The following is an 18,186-nucleotide window of genomic DNA, read 5'->3' on the forward strand; positions in this document are numbered from 1 at the left end:
GCGAACGGGCCGAAAATCGGCTTTCAGACGGCTACTCCGCAGGCGAAGCGCTCAGGCGCCCCTTCGGCCGCTCGGGGCCAAAGTAGAAGGCGCGGATGTCTTCCAGGATCATGTAGAGCGAGGGCACCAGCACGAGGACGATCACCGTCGCGACCAGGATCCCGAAGCCGAGGCTGATGGCCATGGGGATCAAGAAGCGCGCCTGGCGATCAGTTTCCGTGATCATCGGCAGCAAGCCGCCTGCGGTCGTCACCGACGTGAGCAGGATAGGTCGGAAGCGCCGCACGCCTGCCTCGATCATCGCTTGGAAGGCCGTCATGCCCTCTGCGCGATACTCGTTGGTTGCGTGCACCAGCACCAATGAGTCGTTCACCACGACGCCCGACAGCGCGATCAAGCCGAACATGCTGCTGATGGATAGCTCGTAGCCCATGATCAAATGGCCGAGCACCGCACCGACGAAGCCAAACGGGATCACGCTCATCACGATGATCGGCTGGAAGTAGGACTTGAACGGAATCGCGAGCAAGACGTAGATCGCCATCATCGACAGCAAGAAATTGCGCCGCAGGCTGCCCATGGCTTCTTCCTGACTACGCTGTTGCCCAGCGCCGTCGAGGCGAAGGCCTGGATAGTTGGCTTTGAGCTTCGGGTAGACGTCCTTGTCCAGCGCCGTGAGCACGTTCTCGACTGAGCGCACTCCGGGTGCCAGCTCCGCGGTCACGTTGACGATGCGCCGTCCATCCTCGCGGGCGATTGCCGTTGGTGCTCGGTTGCGATCGAAGCTCGCCACCTGACCCAGCGGCACGTTCCCGCCTTCGGGTGTCTTGATGAGCAGCTTCTCCAGGTCGTACTCGCTCGAGCGCTGTTCGGCTGGGAGTCGCACCATCACTCGCAGCTCGTTTCGGCCTCGCTGTTCGCGGAGCGCCTCCGCGCCAAAGAACGCGCCGCGTAGCTGGCGTCCGACGTCTCCCGCGGTGAGCCCGAAGGTCTGCGCGGCGGGCAGCAGGTGAAAGTCCAGCTGCGGTTTCCCCGCGGCATACGTGTTCTGGATGCTGTTCAGATCGGAGAAGCCACGCAGCGACTCCGTCAGGTCCTCTGAAGCGCGCTCGAGGACGCGAGTGTCGCTGTGGGAGAGCTGGACGTTGAGCGCCTGTCCTGCTCCGGGGCCACTACCGCCGTTGAAGGTCAGCGCGTCCACGCCGGCAATCACCGGGGTCGTCTTGCTCCAGGCCGCGGCGAATGCGTTGGAAGAGAAACTGCGTTGGTCGCTCGCGACGAGATTCACGTCGATCGTGACCAAGTTGCCGCTCGACTCCTGAGCCGCGCCGCGCACCTCGGGGCCCTCGCCCAGGCGGGTGTACACCCCAAGCACATACTGCCGACCGCCGAGCTGCTTGATAGCCTCTTCAGCGCTCCGCTCGAGTTGCTCGCGAACCCGCGCGCGCGCCTCCTCGGGTGCGCCGTAGGGCAGGCGCGCGAAGGCGGTGACTTTGTTGCCCTCGAGCTTCGGAAAAAAGCTGAACGGTACGAAGCCGCCACGCAGCACGCCTACGGTCAAGATCAGCGAGGCGATGCCACACGCCACCGCGATGTAGCGATGGTTGAGCGCTTTCGTGATCACCGGGCGATACGTGCGCTCGATCAGCCACTCGAGCTTCTTCGAGACCCACTGTTGCCCGCGATCGATGCGACGGGACAGTGGCTTGCCCGGGCGGGAGCTGAGGTGCGCTGGGAGCACGAAGAACGACTCGATCAGCGAGAACGCGAGGGTCATGCAGACGATGATGGGAATGAAGCGGAAGATCTTCCCCATCGTGCCCGGCACGAAATAGAGCGGCGCGAACGCCGCCACCGTGGTCAAGATCGCGAAGGTGACGGGGACCGCCATCTCCTTCGCACCGACGATCGCGGCCTTCAGCGACGGCACGCCTTGCTGCTGCTTCGTGTAGATGTTCTCACCCACGACGATGGCGTCATCCACCAGCATGCCCAGGGTGACGATGAACGCGAAGCTCGTCACCATGTTCACGCTGATGTCCAAAGCGGGCATCAGCGCGAGCGCGCCGAGGAACGAGATGGGGATCCCCAGGGAGACCCAGCCGGCGAGCCTGAGCTTCAAGAACATCGCGAGGATGACCAGCACCAGCACGAAGCCCTGAACCGCGTTGCTCTGGAGCAACCCTAAGCGAGCGTTCAGGGTCTCGGAGTCGTCATCCAGCACGTGGATCTGGACCCCCGGGGGGAGGTCTTGCTTGAGCTCCGCGAGGGACGACCGCACTGCCGCGGCGACGGCGTTGGGGGTTTCGTCACCCGTGCGGTAAGCGGTCAGCGTCAGCGCAGGTTTGCCGTCGTAGTACGCCTCTTGATCCGTGTCGCGGAAGCCGTCGCTGATCTTGGCGATATCACCAAGGCGCACGCTGTAGCCCTCTTTGGTGCCGCGGATTTTCAGGTTCTGGAAATCGCGAACCGTGAGGCGCCGGTCCGAGACGCGCACCAAGAGCTCGCCGCCTTTGGTCTCGAGCTCACCGCCAGGCAGCTCGAGGGACAACGCAGACACCTGCTGCGCGACCTCGGGTAGGCTCAAGCCGTAGCTCTCGAGCGTTTCCCGGGGGATTTCGATGGCCACCTCCAAGGGAGGCACCTGACCGAGCTCCACCTGGGTGACATCAGCAGAATCCAGGATCTTTTCCCGAGCCCGCTCACCCACCGCGTGTAGCTCGGTTCGCTCCAGATTGCCGGCCAACACCATCTGGATCACGGCGCGGCGTCGGATCTCGAGCTTGACGGTGGGCTTCTCCGAGTCTTCGGGGAAGGATTGAATGCGATCGACGGCGCCCTTGATGTCCGCCAGCACGGAGTTCTGGTCCACGCCGAGGTTGAGTTCGGCGACCACCGTTCCGCTGCCCTCGGAAGCGCTGGAGGTCACGTGCTTGACCCCATCGATGCCGCGCAGCTCCTCCTCCACCGCGAGCACGATGCCCTGTTCGACCTCCGTCGGGCTCGCCCCGGGGTACGGCACGGTCACTCGAACCACGTCGAGGTCGAACTCCGGGAAGACCTCCTGCTTCACGAACCACGCCCCGATCAGGCCGGCGGCGATGGAGATCAGCATCAGCAAGTTGGCCGCGACGTGATTGCTCGCCATCCAAGCGATGGGGCCCTTCAATTCTTCGGCGGTGAGCTGGTGCTCTTCCGGATCGCTGGTCGCTTCGTCATTCGGTGGCGGTCCGACTGGCTCCGGTGCTGTTTCCGGGGGGATCAGTTCATCGACCGGCGTGTCCCGGCGCCCCTCACCCCCACCTCCCGTGCCCGAGCTCATTCCTTCGCCCCGCCCGCCTGCTGCGGCACAGCGCCCGGAGCCGCGCTCCCCGCTGGCTTCGTATCGGGGTCGCCCTCCACCTTCACCTGTTGACCGGGCAATGGCAGGGTCATCGGGCTCACCACCACGCGGTCACCGTCCTTGAGCTCCCCGCCCACATAGACATCGTTGTCTCCGCTCCAGCGTACCGCGACGCGTCGCTTGGCCAAGCGATGATCCTTGTCAACGATCCACACGGAATCACCCCCGGTGAGCGCGCTTCGGGGTAGCTTGGTCACGCCCTTGAGCGCGCGACCCTGGATGTCGACCTCGACATAAGCGCCAGGCAGGATTGGGACGGGGGAGCCGCTCTCCGGCTTCTCCAGGGGGGAGTCCACCGCGATCAACAGCTGAGCAGTACGTGTCTTCGCGTCGAGCTGGCCGAGCAATCGCAGCACGCGTCCTTTGCGCTCGAGATTCCGCTCCCCGCCCAGGCGCTGGATGACGCGGGCCTCGGAGCCTTCTTCGCCCTGGAGCCCAGGGATCTGCAAGTCGTCGAGCAGCGCCACCGGCACGCTGACGCGTACCCAGAACTGCTCCACACCCATGAGTGAGCCAATCTGAATCCCCGGGGCAACGACCTGACCCTTCTCCACGTGTTCCGCGACTACGATGGCGTTCATCGGTGCGCGGATGGTCGTACGTGATAGGTTCAGCTGGGCCTGGCGTAGGCCGGTCTTCGCCGAGTCGAGGCCGGATTTCACTGCGTCCATCTGCGGCTTCCGCAGCGCGAGCTCCGCTTCGTCGGGGGGCGTTCCGTCGCCGACCAGCTCCCACTCTTGCTTCGCGATCTCTTGGCGCCCTGCCTCCATTCGCAAGTCGGCTTCCGCTTTGCGGATCGCCGTCTTCTGCTGGCGCGCCTGGAGCGCGTAGCTGCTGGCGTCGATGCGCAGCAGCGTCTCTCCCTGCTTGACCCGACCGCCGGTGACCAAGTTTGGAGAAACATAGGTCACGCGTCCCGTCACCTCTGGGCTCAGGGTGAGCTCCTTCGCTGCCTCCACGGTCCCCGTAGCGGATACATGCGCTGGTAGCGTTTCCGTGCGGGATGTGACCACTTGCACGAGCGGGATCTGCGGCGCCGGCTTCTGCCGGTTCGCCGCTTGCCGGAGCTGCGAGAGCACGATCAAGCCACCGATGGAGAGCGCGATGATGGCTAGCGGAACGAAGAGACAGCCAATCAGCCGCTGTTTGGTCGGGTGCTCCGCGGGCAAGGGGCTAGCTTTAGGCATCGGTGGGGTCCTTGGAGTCCGGCGCGATCATCCGCCAGAGATTCTCGACCAGGTGATCGAGATAAGTTTCGCGTTCGGGGCCGATATCACGCGCTACGTGAGCCAAGAAGGGGCGGATCTGTAGAGATCCCAAAAACATCAGGGCGACCGCGTCCGGATCACAAGGGCGTACGCGGCGCTGGGCCAACGCGTGTCGCATCCAACTCGCGAGTCGCCGCTGGGCGAGGACGGGCGCCGGCAAGTCTGAATCGCGGAAGACCGACTTGGGCTCGATACCCGCGCCACGCAGCACGGCTACCTTGGGCACGATCTCTTCGAAGAAGTCCGTGGCTTGGGCGGCGATCTCGCGCAGCTGAACAGGTAGCGCCCGTGAGTCTGGCCCACTCTCGAGTTGGCTTGTCCAGCCAGGGCGTTCTAGCGGAGCAAGTGCCGCGAGCATCAGCTCGTTCTTGGTTCCGAAGCGCTGGAACAACACGCCCTGGCTGACCCCAAGGCGCTGCGCGATGGCAACGGTGGACACTCCAGGGCCGTGCTCGAGGAAGCACTCGCGCGCTCCGTCCAGGATGGCTTCGTCACTGATCTGGCGAGGTCGAACCATAGGGGTCTCACAATTAGTAAGTGGGCGCTCACTTATGAAATGCAGCGCTCCTGGTGTCAATTGCCTTCGTCACCGCTGGAGGCGAACTCCAGGCGACTTGCAGGCTCCCCAGGAGGGGCCTGCACGGCCACGCCTTATTGGTGCGCGTGCGGGGTTACGTACTAAGTCATCGGCATGACTCTGGCCGCGCTGCAGTCAGCCAAGGTGCGTCAGCGTATCGATGCTGCGCTCCGAGACGGCCTGGTCTCCCACTGGCCCTTCCCCGAGGATGCTGGCAAGCGCCTGGTGATCGAAGCAGGCGGTGTTGGCAGCTGGACCATCAGCAGCAAGGCGTCTCGAGTCGTCGCTGAGCCAGGACCCACGCGCCGCCCCGATGCGACGGTGTACGCGGACGCGCTGACGCTGGCGGAGCTCCTCGAGGGCGAGCACTCCGGCGTCGATCTGTGGCTGAAAGGCTTCCTGCGAGTTCGAGGCTCTATCGCGCTGGCGCTCAAGCTCGAGGTATTGCTCAAGGGGCCGCGCAAGCGCACGTATTCGCGGCCTCGCCGGGTGACGGCAGGCGGCATCGACACCTTCCTGCTCGAAGCAGGAGAGGGATCCGAACGCCTCCCGGTGATCCTGCTTCATGGTCTCAGCGCGACCGGTGCGTCGATGCTGCCCACGCTCCCTCCGCTAGCCAAAGACCGACGGGTCATCGTGCCTGACTTGCCTGGTTTCGGCGAGAGCGGGAAGCCCATGATCGATTACCATGCGGAATTTTTCGCGAAATGGGTGATTCAGCTCATGGACAGCCTGGGCATCGAGCGCGCTCACCTGATCGGAAATTCCATGGGTGGTCGCATCTCGATCGAGGTCGGGCTGCGCTACCCCGAGCGGGTCGGCAAGCTCGTGTTGTATTGCCCGGCGGTTGCCTTTCGCAAGCTGCGCCAGTTGGTGCCGTTGGTGAAAGTGATCCGTCCGGAGTTGGGCGCGCTTCCGCTCAAAGTGCCGCGCAGTCTCGTGATGGGGGTGATGCAGCAGATCTTCTCCAAGCCAGACCGCGTGCCTGCGCCCTGGTTCGACGCGGCGGCAGACGAGTTCTTTCGCGTGTTCTCCACGCGTCGCGGGCGGATAGCGTTGTTCAGTGCCGCGCGGCAAATCTACCTGGACAACCCGTGGGGAGACCGCGGGTTCTGGGAGCGCTTGAAGCAGCTTGGCCCATCAGCGCTGTTCGTTTGGGGCGATCGGGATGTGCTGGTGCCGAGCGGTTTTTCCAAACACGTCGAGGAGGCACTCCCTGGAGCCCGCTCGGTGGTTTTGCAGGACTGCGGACACGTGCCCCAATTCGAACTGCCAGATGTCCTGCATCCCCTCGTCTGCGACTTCCTGAAGCAAGACTAGGCGCGGTCACGGTGAGAATCCTGAAACCCAACCCGAGATACGCGAGGGTTTGCGGCAACGTGCAAGCGTCGGGATCGCTTCTGTTTTTGGGGGTGAGGGAGCGCTGCTTCGGGCGCCGGGAGGCTAGCCAGGGCTAGCTAGAGTCAGTAGGCTTCGACTGAGCGACCGGTGCCCGACATGGCGACGAGTAGGAAAGCAACCACCCGCAAGCCGAAGCCCGACCTTGATCGGTCGAGTGGTACGCGGCGTCGCGCGCGGGAGCCGAGCACACCCGTGTCCCAACCGCCCGACACTGACGACATCGACTTCGCTTGGGACGGTGAAACAGACGCGGAGCCGCCGCGCTCCATGCAGCCGACCCTGCTGGAGATCGATCCGTTGCAGCACGACATCGACGAGGCGCGCGAGAAGCAACCGACGTTGCTCGAGATCGATCCGCTGCAGTACGACACTTCAGAGTGAGTTCGCTGCTCACTCGCTGTCTTCGAAGCGCCAGCTTCCGGCGTTTGGCATGAGCAGTCGCCTGCGCCGTCCCAGAGCGCTCACGTCCGCTGCTTCGTAACCCGCGTCCCCTTCGTACAAGGAGACGATACCGCTCGGCCCCACAACTGGCCGCGGAGTAAAACGCTCCGGCTCCCGGCGCTCGAGGCTTTCCATTGCCTCGCGGATACAATTGAAACGGGCGAGCTTGCACAGGGTGACGAAGGTGGGGGGTGGCAGCTCGAGTTCGTCGCGCGCGTGGACCTTCAGGGCCGCCTTGGGGCTGAGCCAGCGGTGCGTGAGCACCTCGGAGCCGTCGACTTCCACCGCGCCAGGGGGAGCTGGCGCCCAGAAGAACCAGGTGCGAAAGCGCTTCGGGCGCCCAGTCGGCGTGATCCAGTGCGCGTCGGTGCCGAGCTCCGCCTCTGCGAGTTCGAGGCCGGCCTCCTCCTGGGTCTCCCGGAGCGCAGCGCTCTTCGCTTGGCTCAGCTCGTCATCGCCAGCGTCGTTCGGGTCGACTCGACCTCCGGGAAAGACCCAGGCGCCGCCGTGGAAGCTGAGGCGCGAGTTTCTCTGGACTAGTAAGACCTCCAGTGTGCCGTCTGCCGCGTCACGGAGCAGAACGCAGGTCGCCGAGGGCAGTGCGGGAACACTCACCGGGCCAGCGTATCACCCTGCTAGAGTGACGCCCGTGAGTCGCAACGAGCTGATGCAGTTGGCGCTTCAAGAGGCCGCTGGCGCGGTGATTGTCTTGGACGAGCGCTTGAAGATCATCGAGCGCACGGCCCTCGCGGAAGAGCTCGTCGGGTCCGAGCTTCCCCTCGGGACACTGGCGTCGAAGGTGCTGTGTGGGGAAGCAGGCGAACGCCCCATCGCCGAAGCCCTGGCAGAGGGCCGCGCCACAACTGGGCGCCTGCCTCGGCTTGATCCTGACGGCGGCGCGAGGATGCTTCGCGTGCGGGCGATCCCTTTGTCCGATCCGCCCCAGGGCTGGATGTTGTTCCTGGAGACGGAGAGCAGCAGTACCCTCGCCGAGGGCCAGGTCAATTTTCACGGCATCTTGACTTGTGACGCGCGCATGAAGGCGTTGCTCGCCGATCTCGTCAAGGTGGCTCACGCGGACTCCAGCGTAATTGTCCGCGGGGAAACGGGAAGTGGTAAGGAGCTCGTTGCGCACGCCGTCCATCTCGAGTCGGAGCGCGCAAACGGTCCGTTTCGCGCGATCAACTGTGCGGCGCTGCCCGCGCAGTTGCTAGAGAGCGAGCTATTTGGTCACGTGCGAGGCGCATTCACCGGCGCGATCCGTGACAACGAGGGACACTTTCGACTCGCTCACAAGGGCACGCTGTTTCTCGATGAGGTGGCGGAGCTCCCCCTGGACCTGCAGGCGAAGCTGTTGCGTGTGTTGCAGGAGCGCAGCGTGCTCCCCATCGGTGGCCGCGAACCGATCCCTGTAGACGTGCGAGTGGTCACGGCGACCCATCGCTCTCTACGCAGTGAGGTCGCTGCGGGTCGATTCCGTGCGGACCTGATGTATCGTCTGCGGGTCATCCCGCTCTTCCTGCCAGCGTTGCGCGAGCGCCCGCAGGATGTGGGGCTCCTTAGTCAGCACTTCGTGACTCAGTGGAACCAACGCTCGAAGCGCCAAGTCTCACACGTATCGTCCGGTGCGCTGCGAGCCCTCGAGAGCTACGATTGGCCAGGAAACGTTCGAGAGCTTCAGAACGCCATCGAATATGCCTTCGTGATGGGAAGTGGAGCGGTGCTGACGGAAGCTGAGCTGCCCCCGGAGGTGCGAGGAGACGCGCCCCTCGCTCCTGCATCGCTCAACGTCGCTGCGGAGCCAGATGTGGATCTCCCCGCGGAAGCACGACGGCTGGTGCAGGCGCTCGAGCGTGCGGGCGGCAGCCGAGAGCGAGCCGCGCAGAGCCTTGGAATCAGCCGCACTACCTTGTGGCGCAAGCTCCGTCGCTATGGGTTGGCTGGAGACGAATGACGCGCTCGGCTCCTTGAAAGCACCGCGGCCGCCGACTGGTGAGCCGGCGGCCGTGAAGGGCAGGCGGGAGGGCTACCGCTACCTGGAGAGCTGCGTCACGCGCTCATCGCCTCGCTTCGTGTCCCAGCTGATGAAAGCCCTGAAGAGCAGCATTCCGATCAGCATGGCGGCGGTAAACAGGATGGCGCGCCCGCTCCCTGCGCCGCTCGAGACGATGGCCGGACCGGGGCAGTAGCCCGCGAGGCCCCAACCAATGCCGAAGATCCCCGAGCCCATGATCAGGCGTTGGTCTAGATGGATGTTGCCTGGGACCTGGAACAGTCCCTCGAAGAGCGGCGATTTGCGCTTCAAAACCAGGCGGAAAAGCACGAAGTTGACTCCGATTGCGCCGAGCATCACGAACGCAAGGCTCGGGTCCCAGTGCCCGGTGAAGTTCAGGAAGCCAACCACCTTTGCCGGTTGGGTCATGCCTGCAAGGCCAAGCCCTACGGCGAAGATCAGACCGACCAGGAACGCGAATGCATGCTTCACGAGGCACCTCCGGCGACCAGTGAGTAGACGAGTGTGGTGATCGCCCCGGTCGTCATGAACGTTGCGGTCGCGACGAGGGAGCGACGACTGAATCGGCTGATACCGCAGACTCCGTGACCGCTGGTGCAGCCGCTGCCAAGGCGCGCGCCGAAGCCGACGAGCAGACCAGCCGCAACGACGACTACCGAGTTGCGATGGATGTCTACGGCGAACGCCGTGGGGTAGGCGAACAACAGCGCGACGCCACCGGCGACAAGGCCGAGCACGAATGCCAGGCGCCAATCCCGATCCTTCGAGCGTGTTTCGAGCAACCCGCCGACGATGCCGCTGATTCCAGCGATGCGACCGTGGCTCAGCATGAGTAGAGAAGCGCTCAAGCCAATCAGAGCGCCCCCAAGGGCGGACATACCAGGTGTGAAGGTCTCTGTTGCGATATCCATGCGTCAATCCGAGGGTTGGCTGCAGCGCGACCCCGTCCGCTTTGCGACGGATCGGTAGCGCCGGTGAGCGAGCTCGTGAGGGGTGAGGGGTGTGGGGTGCCGAGTGAGGGGAAGGAGAACCTTGGGCCAAGCGCTGTCAGCGCAAGGTGGGCGCGTTCTCGAGGACGTGGTGATAGGCGAGCATCCCGCCTTCGAGGTTCGCGACCTGTTCGAAGCCCATCCCCAACAGCTGCTCCGCGGCCATCGCTGACCGACGGCCCGAACGACAGATCATCAAGAGCGGCTGGTCCCGCGACCAGTCTTTGGCTGCTCGCGCGACGGTCGAGAGCGGAACGAGCTCGGCGTTTTGAACGTGACCAAGATCACCTTCGAACTCCGCTGGTTCACGGACGTCGATGAGCCGCGCGTCAGGCACTGCTTGTACGAACTCGTCAGCTTGGAGCTGGAAGTAGCCCGTGGGTGCTTTGGGGAGGCTCGCGAATGGTGCGCTCGTGTTGCCGCATACGCGATTCGCCCGAATGGCTTCGTCGATTCGCCGCGGCTTGGCGAGCTGCAGATTGTTCATCAGTTCGATGAACTGCTCCCTCGTCCGACCCGCTACCCGTGGGTTGTGCGAGCGTTCCTCGGCAATCGTGCTCGTTGCGTGCCCTCGATAGTCATGTCCGGGGAATACTTGCGTATCCGCGGGGAGTTCGAACAACACACCGGTGATGGAGTCGAAGAGCGTGCCGGCGTCACCGTTCTGGAAGTCCGTCCGGCCGCAGCCGCGGATCAGCAGAGCATCCCCAGTGAACACAGCGTTCCCGACGTGGTAACTCATGCTGTCGTCGGTGTGCCCGGGAGTTGCCAGCGCGCGGATTGATAAATTTCCGAGCGGAAGCGCGTCTCCGTGTGAAACATGCACCGACACGCAGCCGGCACCGGCCTTACCGGCGACGCTCTCCGCACCGGTTCGCTCCCGAAGCTCTCCGGCCGCAGTGATGTGGTCTGCGTGGACGTGGGTGTCGAGCACGTAGCGAAGCTCGAAGCCCAGTTCAGCAATCAGCTGCAGGTCGCGATCCGCTTGTCCCTTCACAGGGTCGATCAGTGCCGCCTGCTTGGTCTCAGGGTCAGCGACGAGATAGGTGTACGTCGAGCTGTCTAGGTCGAAGAGTTGTCGCAGAAACACGGGATCCTCCAAACGTCGTCCCTGGTGGGTCTCAGCACGTTCCTTACAAGGTGTGTGCCAAAGTCCGAGGGCGGCTCGTGCCTGCGTATTGCGTGATTTTCGCGCGACCCGGGCGCTACCCGGGCCAACATCGGGGCGACAAGGAGCCGGTCTGCGCATGGAAGCCGTTGCGACCCGTTTCAAGGAGCGTTGCAACCCGTTCCAGGTGAAACGTTGCACGGAAGCTCGTTCCTCGGAGACAGCTCAACTTGGGGGGAATTTGCCCGTATTCCTTGGTGTCCGGCGCGCTGGCACGACTCTCGCTTTTCGTTGCAACCAGACACTCACCCGTTGCTGAAGAAGGCACTCTCATGCTCGTTGTTTCTTTGATCCTCGCCGCCCTGATCGGCATCTCCCTCGGCCTCCTCGGTGGAGGAGGCTCCATCCTGACGGTACCCATCCTCACGTACGTCGTGGGGATCGCTGCGAAGCCCGCAATCGCGATGAGCTTAATCGTGGTTGGTGTGACGAGCGCGGTCGCCTCGGTCCAGCACGCCCGAAACGGCAACGTGCGCTGGGGCACTGGTCTGTTCTTCGGCGTATCGAGCATGATCGGCGCGTTTCTCGGTGGCCGTGTTGCCTACTTGATCCCGGGCACCGTGTTGCTTGGCGCGTTTGGGTTGATGATGTTGATCACGGCGCTCGCGATGCTGCGCGGTCGCAAGGAGTCCAAGGCTGATGGCAAGCCCCACGCCCTGTGGTTGGTGCCGGTTGAAGGCCTGATCGTTGGTGCGGTGACTGGCCTGATCGGCGCGGGCGGGGGATTCCTCGTGGTTCCGGCGCTGGCGCTGCTCGGCGGCCTGCCCATGAAGGAGGCAGTCGGCACCTCGCTGTTCGTCATCGCGTTGAAGTCGTTCGCTGGCGCTGCCGGTCACCTCGGCCACGTCGAGATCGACTGGATGCTGACCGCCGGCTTCTCCGTGGCTGCAGTCCTCGGCACCTTCGTGGGGACTCGGATGGTGAGCAAGCTGCCTCAGGACACGCTGCGCAAGGCCTTCGCGTTCTTCGTGCTCATCATGGGGTTCTTCGTGATTGGCGCCGAAGTCGTGAAGAGTCGCCTGGTCGGTGTGCTGCCCGTCGCGGTCGCTGGAGTCGTGGCTGCCAGTCTGATGGCCGTGTACGCTCGGCGTATGGCGGCTCGCTCGGCCCAGCCCCGGGAGGAAGTGACGCCCGCCTAGGACAGCACAGCTAGTTTCACAGAAGAAACAGCAGCAAAGAAACCAGCAGCACGGCGCGGAGTGTTCACACACCGCGCCGTTTCTTTTAAATGTTCGGGTGATGCAGAGTGGAAGGGGCCGCGGATCCCACCGCGGTTTTGGGGGTGAGGGTGCAGTGAGGGGAGCCCGGCGCTGGCGTCTCCAACGCTGGGTAGCCGCGGCGGCAGGCTGCGGCGCGTGGTGCTTCGCGCCTTCGGCACACGCCCAAAGCACGGGCCTCTGCGTGACCACCCAGGACAGCGCGAGCGGTCCCGTGCCCGCGGTCGCGATATTCGGAGGAGAACAGCGACCGGGCCATCCGCTGACGCTCGACATGGGGCGCTGCACACGGCTCGTGCTTCAGGGGACGGGACGAATCCGTGGGGAAGTAGTTCCTAGAATTCCACTCGATGCAGCGGGCACCCAGCTGGACGCCAGCACGCTGCTGTCGCCGCTGGTGCGCCTGGGGGCGGAGTTCGACACTGGGCTGCGGCTCGGCGAGTTCGGGGTTCACGCTGAATACGAGCATGAGCTAGTTCGTGGAGATAATGGCGGGGCCGACGCGCCCGCAGGCCGCGGGTACCCTGGGCAAGGCTCGACAGAGCCGGTTCTGCGAAAGGCCAACCTGGCGTTACGCGTCGGTGATTGGATCGGCCTCCAGGGAGGTTTCAACACCAGCCACTGGGGGCTCGGCATGATCGAGAACGACGGCGCTCACGACCCCGCGCCAGGAGACACGCGGTTTGTGGATCCTCGCGGAGGCGATCGCGTCCTCGAGGCCCGCCTCTTCACGGGCCCGCTCGGCGATGCGGATTTTCAAGGATACATCGCGCTCCAGCGGGTGCTCCAAGACGAGCGTGTGCTCCGGGAGGACGAGTCTGTTCGAGACGATGAGCCGAGCCTGCGCGCTGACCTTGGCCTGAGCTTCGGTGGGCTCGACCTCGACCGGGGCGAACTGCACGTCGCGTTGCGTCGGGACGAGGACGCCGAAGGCAAACAAGCGAACTACCTCATCGTCGATGCCAGCGTTACCTTCGGCTTCGACTTGGGCGACGCCATGCTGCTGCTCGACGCCGAAGCGGCATATCAGCACGGAACCACGGAGCTCGAGCCGACTGGCCTGTTGGTCAAGCAAGACCTTCGGGCCTTTGCTTGGGCCGGGCGCACCACGTTGCTCGCCGATCGCTTGTCTGTCGCGATTGATTCGCTGTTTTTGAGTGGTGACTCTGACGTCCAGGATGGAACCGCGACCGGATTCCGAGCCGATCCAAACTATCAGTTTGGCGTGGTGCTCTTCGACCAGGTGGTGCGCGCGCAGTCGGCCCGCAGCGTTGCGACGGCGACAGATCCCGCGCTCGGCGCCCCGTTGAACCAGGCGGAACGCCTGGCGACTGAAGGTGGCGCCATCGACACCTTGGCGTTCTTTCCTCGGATCGGATACCGCCTGCTCCCCGGACTCGACGTGTACGGCGGAGTGCTTTTCGCGTTTGCTCCAGTGGTTCCTCGAGACCCGGCGAACACGAGGTTGGCCGGTGGTGCAGCCCGAACCGCGCTGGGTGGTGCCTCCGAGGGGTACTGGGGAACGGAGTACGATTTCGGCGCGCGTTTCAGAGCCCTCGCCTGGGGCAGCCTCTTGACCCTCGGAGTCGAGGGCGGCGCTCTCGATCCAGGGCCTGCGATGAACGCTGGGGCAGCCGCGCGCGCAAACGGCGTGGACGACTCGCTGTTGTTTGGCGGCCGAGCGTTCGCAAATTACGACTTCTGAGCCGCGCTTGCGACGCGAAGGCGAAGCTGTGGCGAGTTGCGCGCGCGCATTTCCGCGCGAGACTTAACGCACGTGATCCCCAGCTTGGCACTGCTCGGCGCGCTGAGCGCCGATCCTCAGATCGTCGTCTACACGATGGGACCGGGGAAGGACCTCTTCGAGCGCTTCGGCCACGCTGCTGTGTGCGTCGAGAGCCGGGAGCGGGGTCGCTGCTACAACTACGGCACGACGGACTTTCAGACACCGCCGGAGAAGATCGGTTGGGAGTTCATTCGTGGAAATTCTCGCTTCTGGGTGGCCATCTGGCCGCGCGATCGCATGCTCCGCGCCTACATCTCGACGGATCGCGACGTGTTCCGCCAGGTGTTGCCCCTCACCCCCGAACAAACACGCAGGGTCATTGCGCGCCTCGAGGAAGATAGCCGCGAGGAAAATAGGTACTACCGCTACCATCACTTTGACGACAACTGCACGACACGCATCCGTGACGTCATCGACGATGCCACCGGCGGAGCGTTCCTGAAGGGCGCTGACGCCAGCGCGGGTGTCACACGCCGAGAGCTGGGTGCGCAGGGGCTCGCTGAGTGGCCGCTTGCGATTGCTGCCGGGCAGCTATTCGCAGGGCCGCGGCTCGATCGCGATATGACGCGGAACGAGGCGATGTTCCTGCCGAGCAACCTGCGAGCCGAGCTGACCTCCGAGCTCGGAGCAAAGCCCGAGCGCGTCAACAGCCGTCGCGGGCCGCCGTTTCCCGCGCGTCCCGGCCCGACGTGGCACTACTTCATGTCGCTGGCGCTTGGGCTGACGTTGCCGCTCGTGGCCGTCGGGCGGCGGGGGCGTTTCGCGCGCGTCGCGGTGGTGCTGTGCGGGACTATTTTGGGAGCCTTGGGAGTCCTGGTCTGGGGACTCAGCTTGCTCGCCCACATGCAAGAGCTGCGGGTCAATCAAGCCTTGCTGCTCTTCTGGCCAACCGACTTGAGTCTCGGGTTCCTCGGGGCACGAGCGCGCACGAGCTACGCGAGGCTGCGCGCCTTGGCCGCGCTTTGCACCCTGATTCTGAGCGTGATCGGTGTGTTGAGGCAGCCCCTCGTGGCGCCCGCGTTATTGGTGTTGCTTCCTCTGGGCTGGCTTGGTTGGTCAACAATTGGAGCGGTTCGAGCACCCTTTGCTAAGGTTCGAAAACATGGCCTGGGGAGCAGAAGAGAGCCGGACAGCGTGTCTGTCACTGAGGGGAAACCTTAGCAAATCCAAGGGCTTAAGTGCGGCGCTTGGGGTGCTGGCGCTGACGTCGGTGCTTAGCTCGGCGTGTGGGCAAACCGCTCGTGAGGCGGTTGCGCCCTCTCCATCTCCCGGATTGCCCGCGGAGTTGAGCACGGATCAAGACGATGACGTGGACGCCGCCGTCGAGGCGGCCGCGGAGGAAGAAGCAGCGAGCTCAGCGTCTACGCTCCCGAGCGTTGGCTGGGTGCTCCCCCTGGACCATGGGATCCGTGCGGATAAGGCAGGGCAGGGACAGTTCCTCGCACCGCGCTACCATGGCAAGCACAACGGCGTAGATCTGCTTGCGCCCGTGGGGACGCCTATCCTCGCCGCGTGTTCCGGTGAGGCAACACAGGGCATGCTTGGCGGTTACGGCCGCGTGGTGAAACTCGTCTGCCCGGTGCCGGCGGATTGGGGCTCAGGCTACCTCTCGTTCTTCTACTCCCACTTGTCCAAGCAAAACCTGACTGAAGATGTCTACACGCGCGTCGAGCTCGGGCAAGAGCTGGGTGCGGTGGGCAAGAGTGGGAACGCGTCGGGTCCTAGCGTGATGCCGCACCTGCACCTCGAGCTGGTCGTACAACCTACGGAGCGGGCGGCGAAAGACGAGACCCATTCGGGACGTGACCAGAGTGACAACCCGGCCGCGGACGCGTTGCTCGCAAAGCTCGAGGAGCGCTGCCTAAAGCCCTCCGGGGTGAAGGTGGAGGCCGGGCTGCAGCGACACCGACGCTTGGACCCCTACGTGGTTCTGAGTTGCATGGGCGCGAAGAAGCCTGAGTTCACGCCGGCGCAGGGCGCCTTGCGCGGAGCCAGCACCCCCTGGCATGCTCTGTACACCGCGAGTGACGCCAACCCAGACATCTCCCTGCTGCCCAGCCGCTAGCAGAGCCCTCGAAGTGCGGGTGCCCCTCAGTGCGTGCCGAAGTGTGTTGCCACGCGGAATTGAGGGTGGACGGTTAATGCGAGAACGAGGTCCTCGATGACGCATGGACGCATGACGCTGGTCGCTGCCGGGCAGACGGACGTTGGACGTCGCCGCAGTCACAATGAGGACCAGTTCCTGGTTCGCGAGGACCTTGGCCTGATCGCCATCGCAGACGGCGCCGGTGGACACAAGGCTGGCGAAGTGGCGGCGAAGCTCGCTTGCACGAGTATCTCGAACTACGTGGGGGCCACGGTTCGCAAGGCCTGGGACCGCCCCGATTTCGACCGCTTCGGGCTACCCAACGACGCGCGCCGGTTGGTGGCGGCTGTGCAGAAGGCGAACAAGGACGTGGTTGAGATCTCCCGGACTCACGGCAAGTACCGCGGGATGGGAACCACCGTGGTCGCCGGGCTCTACTCCCCACGTAGCCACCTCTTCCACATCGCTCACGTGGGGGACAGCCGAGCCTATCGCCTGCGGCGTGGCGCGTTGGAGCAACTCACCCAAGATCATTCACTGCTGCAGGACGTGCTCGAGACGCAGCCGGAGCTGGACGATCAAGTGATCTCGCGCTTTCCGCGCAGCGTGGTGACGCGCGCCCTTGGGATGGATCAGCAGCTGCGCGTCGCTGTCACGAGCCACCGAGCGCTGCCCGGAGATCGCTACCTGCTCTGTAGTGACGGTCTGTGTGGATACGTCGAGCCCACCGAAATTGAAGCCACGCTGCGCCTCGAGGAATCGCCAGCAGCCGTGAACCAGTTGCTCGTGGACCTGGCCAACGCCGTTGGAGGGCGCGACAACATCGGCGTTGTGACCTGCGACTTCGAAGCCGACGGCGAAGTGAAGCGGCCAGGGCCGCAAACCACGATCCCCGATCTGGACGATGACGACTCTCCTGAGCTGATGATCCTCGGCATCGAGGATGCGGCGCTAGTCGTCACCGGCGGACAGCTCCGTGACGAGTTGATGGTGCAGTTGGGGCAGTTGCTGAAGAAGCAACCGAAGTAACGCACCGATGGAGTCTCTGGTGGGGAAGCTGTCGAACGCCGGGAGCAGGCGCTGGCTGTACTTCGCCGTCTCGTGCTTAGCCGTGGCGACTAGTGGCTGCTCAGGCTGCTCTGATTGTGGTGGCGGCGGGGATGGTACCGACTCGGGCAGCACCGCGAACGGCGCTCCGGCGCTACCTCCCAGCGCGGGGGTCAGCGCCGAAGCGTCAGTAGCGGCTCAGGGCAACGCCGCGCCAAGCGCCAACGCTGCACCTAGCGCGAGCGCACCAGAGAAGAGCCTGGCCCAGCAGCTCGAAGACCTCGACCTGGATGTGTTGCAGCTCAGCGGCGATGGCTGCGTGCCTTGTGTCGACTGCCCAGAGCTGGATCCGACGTTGTGCTCCACGGAGCACTGTGCCGGTGAAGTGCCCTGCAAGGTGCATGGTTTGTGCGCTGCGAGTTCAGGTCGCTGCGTTGCGGACTCGGACGCCCACTGCAAGGCAAGCATCCAGTGTGGGCTGCGAGGTCAATGCATCAAGCGCGGCGACGTCTGCGCCGCTTCGAGTAGTGACTGCAAGGCGAGCACCGCATGTGAGAAGAGCGGCCTGTGCAGCGCCAAAGGCGGTGTATGCGTCGCCAGCTCCGACGATGACTGCGAGAAGAGCAGCGACTGCAAACGCAAGGGAGAGTGCGCCGCCCGCTCCGCTGGATGTATCCCGACGGAAGCAAAGCACTGCAAGGCGTCCGATCTCTGCAAGCGTCACGAGATGTGCCGCTTGGTGGACGGCCACTGCAGCGAATAGGACGACTGCAGCGAATAACACGACTG

General features: G+C 64.5%; 16 protein-coding genes. 9 read left to right on the plus strand and 7 right to left on the minus strand.

What is annotated here, in order from left to right:
* Positions 1–31 precede the first annotated feature (31 nt).
* From H6718_18940 to H6718_18950, 3 genes are read right to left on the minus strand one after another with little or no spacing between them, the layout of a single operon-like run.
* Complete coding sequence (locus tag H6718_18940) at positions 32–3,322, minus strand: efflux RND transporter permease subunit (GenBank protein MCB9587485.1); 3,291 nt, start codon at positions 3,320–3,322, stop codon at positions 32–34.
* Positions 3,319–4,590 (minus strand): efflux RND transporter periplasmic adaptor subunit, encoded by a 1,272-nt coding sequence (locus H6718_18945; GenBank protein ID MCB9587486.1) that lies wholly within the window; start codon positions 4,588–4,590, stop codon positions 3,319–3,321. Before H6718_18945 ends, H6718_18940 begins: the two co-directional genes overlap by 4 nt.
* Positions 4,583–5,188, minus strand: coding sequence for a TetR/AcrR family transcriptional regulator (locus H6718_18950; protein ID MCB9587487.1), 606 nt, complete (start codon positions 5,186–5,188; stop codon positions 4,583–4,585). Before H6718_18950 ends, H6718_18945 begins: the two co-directional genes overlap by 8 nt.
* Before the next feature lie 174 nt (positions 5,189–5,362).
* Between H6718_18950 and H6718_18955 the strand changes: the two genes are divergently transcribed.
* Together H6718_18955 and H6718_18960 are read left to right on the plus strand one after the other, a co-directional pair.
* On the plus strand, positions 5,363–6,568 hold the full coding sequence (locus tag H6718_18955) for an alpha/beta fold hydrolase (protein ID MCB9587488.1): 1,206 nt from the start codon (positions 5,363–5,365) through the stop codon (positions 6,566–6,568).
* 273 nt (positions 6,569–6,841) lie between these two features.
* Entirely contained in the window at positions 6,842–7,030 is a 189-nt protein-coding gene (locus tag H6718_18960; GenBank protein ID MCB9587489.1) for a hypothetical protein, read from the plus strand.
* A gap of 9 nt (positions 7,031–7,039) precedes the next feature.
* Here the strand turns inward: H6718_18960 and H6718_18965 are convergent, their stop codons facing one another.
* Positions 7,040–7,705, minus strand: a complete 666-nt coding sequence (locus H6718_18965; GenBank protein MCB9587490.1) for an NUDIX domain-containing protein — start codon at positions 7,703–7,705, stop codon at positions 7,040–7,042.
* Positions 7,706–7,757: 52 nt separating this feature from the next.
* Between H6718_18965 and H6718_18970 the strand changes: the two genes are divergently transcribed.
* Complete coding sequence (locus H6718_18970; GenBank protein MCB9587491.1) at positions 7,758–9,044, plus strand: sigma 54-interacting transcriptional regulator; 1,287 nt, start codon at positions 7,758–7,760, stop codon at positions 9,042–9,044.
* Between the two features lie 78 nt (positions 9,045–9,122).
* Here the strand turns inward: H6718_18970 and H6718_18975 are convergent, their stop codons facing one another.
* The 3 genes from H6718_18975 to H6718_18985 all read right to left on the minus strand — a co-directional run bounded on the left by H6718_18975 (position 9,123) and on the right by H6718_18985 (position 11,183).
* Positions 9,123–9,575, minus strand: a complete 453-nt coding sequence (locus H6718_18975; GenBank protein MCB9587492.1) for a YeeE/YedE family protein — start codon at positions 9,573–9,575, stop codon at positions 9,123–9,125.
* Positions 9,572–9,982, minus strand: a complete 411-nt coding sequence (locus H6718_18980; GenBank protein ID MCB9587493.1) for a YeeE/YedE family protein — start codon at positions 9,980–9,982, stop codon at positions 9,572–9,574. The genes H6718_18975 and H6718_18980 overlap by 4 nt, the downstream gene beginning before the upstream one ends.
* Before the next feature lie 169 nt (positions 9,983–10,151).
* Entirely contained in the window at positions 10,152–11,183 is a 1,032-nt protein-coding gene (locus H6718_18985; GenBank protein MCB9587494.1) for an MBL fold metallo-hydrolase, read from the minus strand.
* A gap of 350 nt (positions 11,184–11,533) precedes the next feature.
* Here H6718_18985 and H6718_18990 point away from each other — a divergent pair, with 350 nt between their 5' ends.
* From H6718_18990 to H6718_19015, 6 genes are all read left to right on the plus strand, one after another.
* Entirely contained in the window at positions 11,534–12,400 is an 867-nt protein-coding gene (locus H6718_18990; protein MCB9587495.1) for a sulfite exporter TauE/SafE family protein, read from the plus strand.
* 262 nt (positions 12,401–12,662) lie between these two features.
* Positions 12,663–14,183 carry a hypothetical protein gene (locus H6718_18995; GenBank protein MCB9587496.1) on the plus strand — a complete coding sequence of 507 codons (1,521 nt, stop codon included), beginning with the start codon at positions 12,663–12,665 and terminating at the stop codon, positions 14,181–14,183.
* 72 nt (positions 14,184–14,255) lie between these two features.
* Positions 14,256–15,425 (plus strand): DUF4105 domain-containing protein, encoded by a 1,170-nt coding sequence (locus H6718_19000; GenBank protein ID MCB9587497.1) that lies wholly within the window; start codon positions 14,256–14,258, stop codon positions 15,423–15,425.
* A gap of 124 nt (positions 15,426–15,549) precedes the next feature.
* Positions 15,550–16,329: a M23 family metallopeptidase gene (locus H6718_19005; protein MCB9587498.1), complete on the plus strand. Its 780-nt coding sequence runs from the start codon at positions 15,550–15,552 to the stop codon at positions 16,327–16,329.
* A 96-nt stretch (positions 16,330–16,425) separates the two neighbouring features.
* Positions 16,426–17,379, plus strand: coding sequence for a serine/threonine-protein phosphatase (locus H6718_19010; protein MCB9587499.1), 954 nt, complete (start codon positions 16,426–16,428; stop codon positions 17,377–17,379).
* A 19-nt stretch (positions 17,380–17,398) separates the two neighbouring features.
* Positions 17,399–18,160 carry a hypothetical protein gene (locus H6718_19015; GenBank protein ID MCB9587500.1) on the plus strand — a complete coding sequence of 254 codons (762 nt, stop codon included), beginning with the start codon at positions 17,399–17,401 and terminating at the stop codon, positions 18,158–18,160.
* The last annotated feature ends 26 nt before the right edge of the window (positions 18,161–18,186 follow it).

Source organism: Polyangiaceae bacterium (genome assembly GCA_020633205.1).
Classification (GTDB): Bacteria; Myxococcota_A; Polyangia; order Polyangiales; family Polyangiaceae; genus JAHBVY01.

What these genes read in the sequence shown, in the direction of transcription:
- H6718_18940 (MCB9587485.1), bottom strand. Translation starts at nt 3,322, where the DNA reads ATGAGCTCGGGCACGGGAGGTGGGGGTGAGGGGCGCCGGGACACGCCG.
- H6718_18945 (MCB9587486.1), bottom strand. Translation starts at nt 4,590, where the DNA reads ATGCCTAAAGCTAGCCCCTTGCCCGCGGAGCACCCGACCAAACAGCGG.
- H6718_18950 (MCB9587487.1), bottom strand. Translation starts at nt 5,188, where the DNA reads ATGGTTCGACCTCGCCAGATCAGTGACGAAGCCATCCTGGACGGAGCG.
- H6718_18955 (MCB9587488.1), top strand. Translation starts at nt 5,363, where the DNA reads ATGACTCTGGCCGCGCTGCAGTCAGCCAAGGTGCGTCAGCGTATCGAT.
- H6718_18970 (MCB9587491.1), top strand. Translation starts at nt 7,758, where the DNA reads ATGCAGTTGGCGCTTCAAGAGGCCGCTGGCGCGGTGATTGTCTTGGAC.
- H6718_18980 (MCB9587493.1), bottom strand. Translation starts at nt 9,982, where the DNA reads ATGTCCGCCCTTGGGGGCGCTCTGATTGGCTTGAGCGCTTCTCTACTC.
- H6718_18990 (MCB9587495.1), top strand. Translation starts at nt 11,534, where the DNA reads ATGCTCGTTGTTTCTTTGATCCTCGCCGCCCTGATCGGCATCTCCCTC.
- H6718_19010 (MCB9587499.1), top strand. Translation starts at nt 16,426, where the DNA reads ATGACGCATGGACGCATGACGCTGGTCGCTGCCGGGCAGACGGACGTT.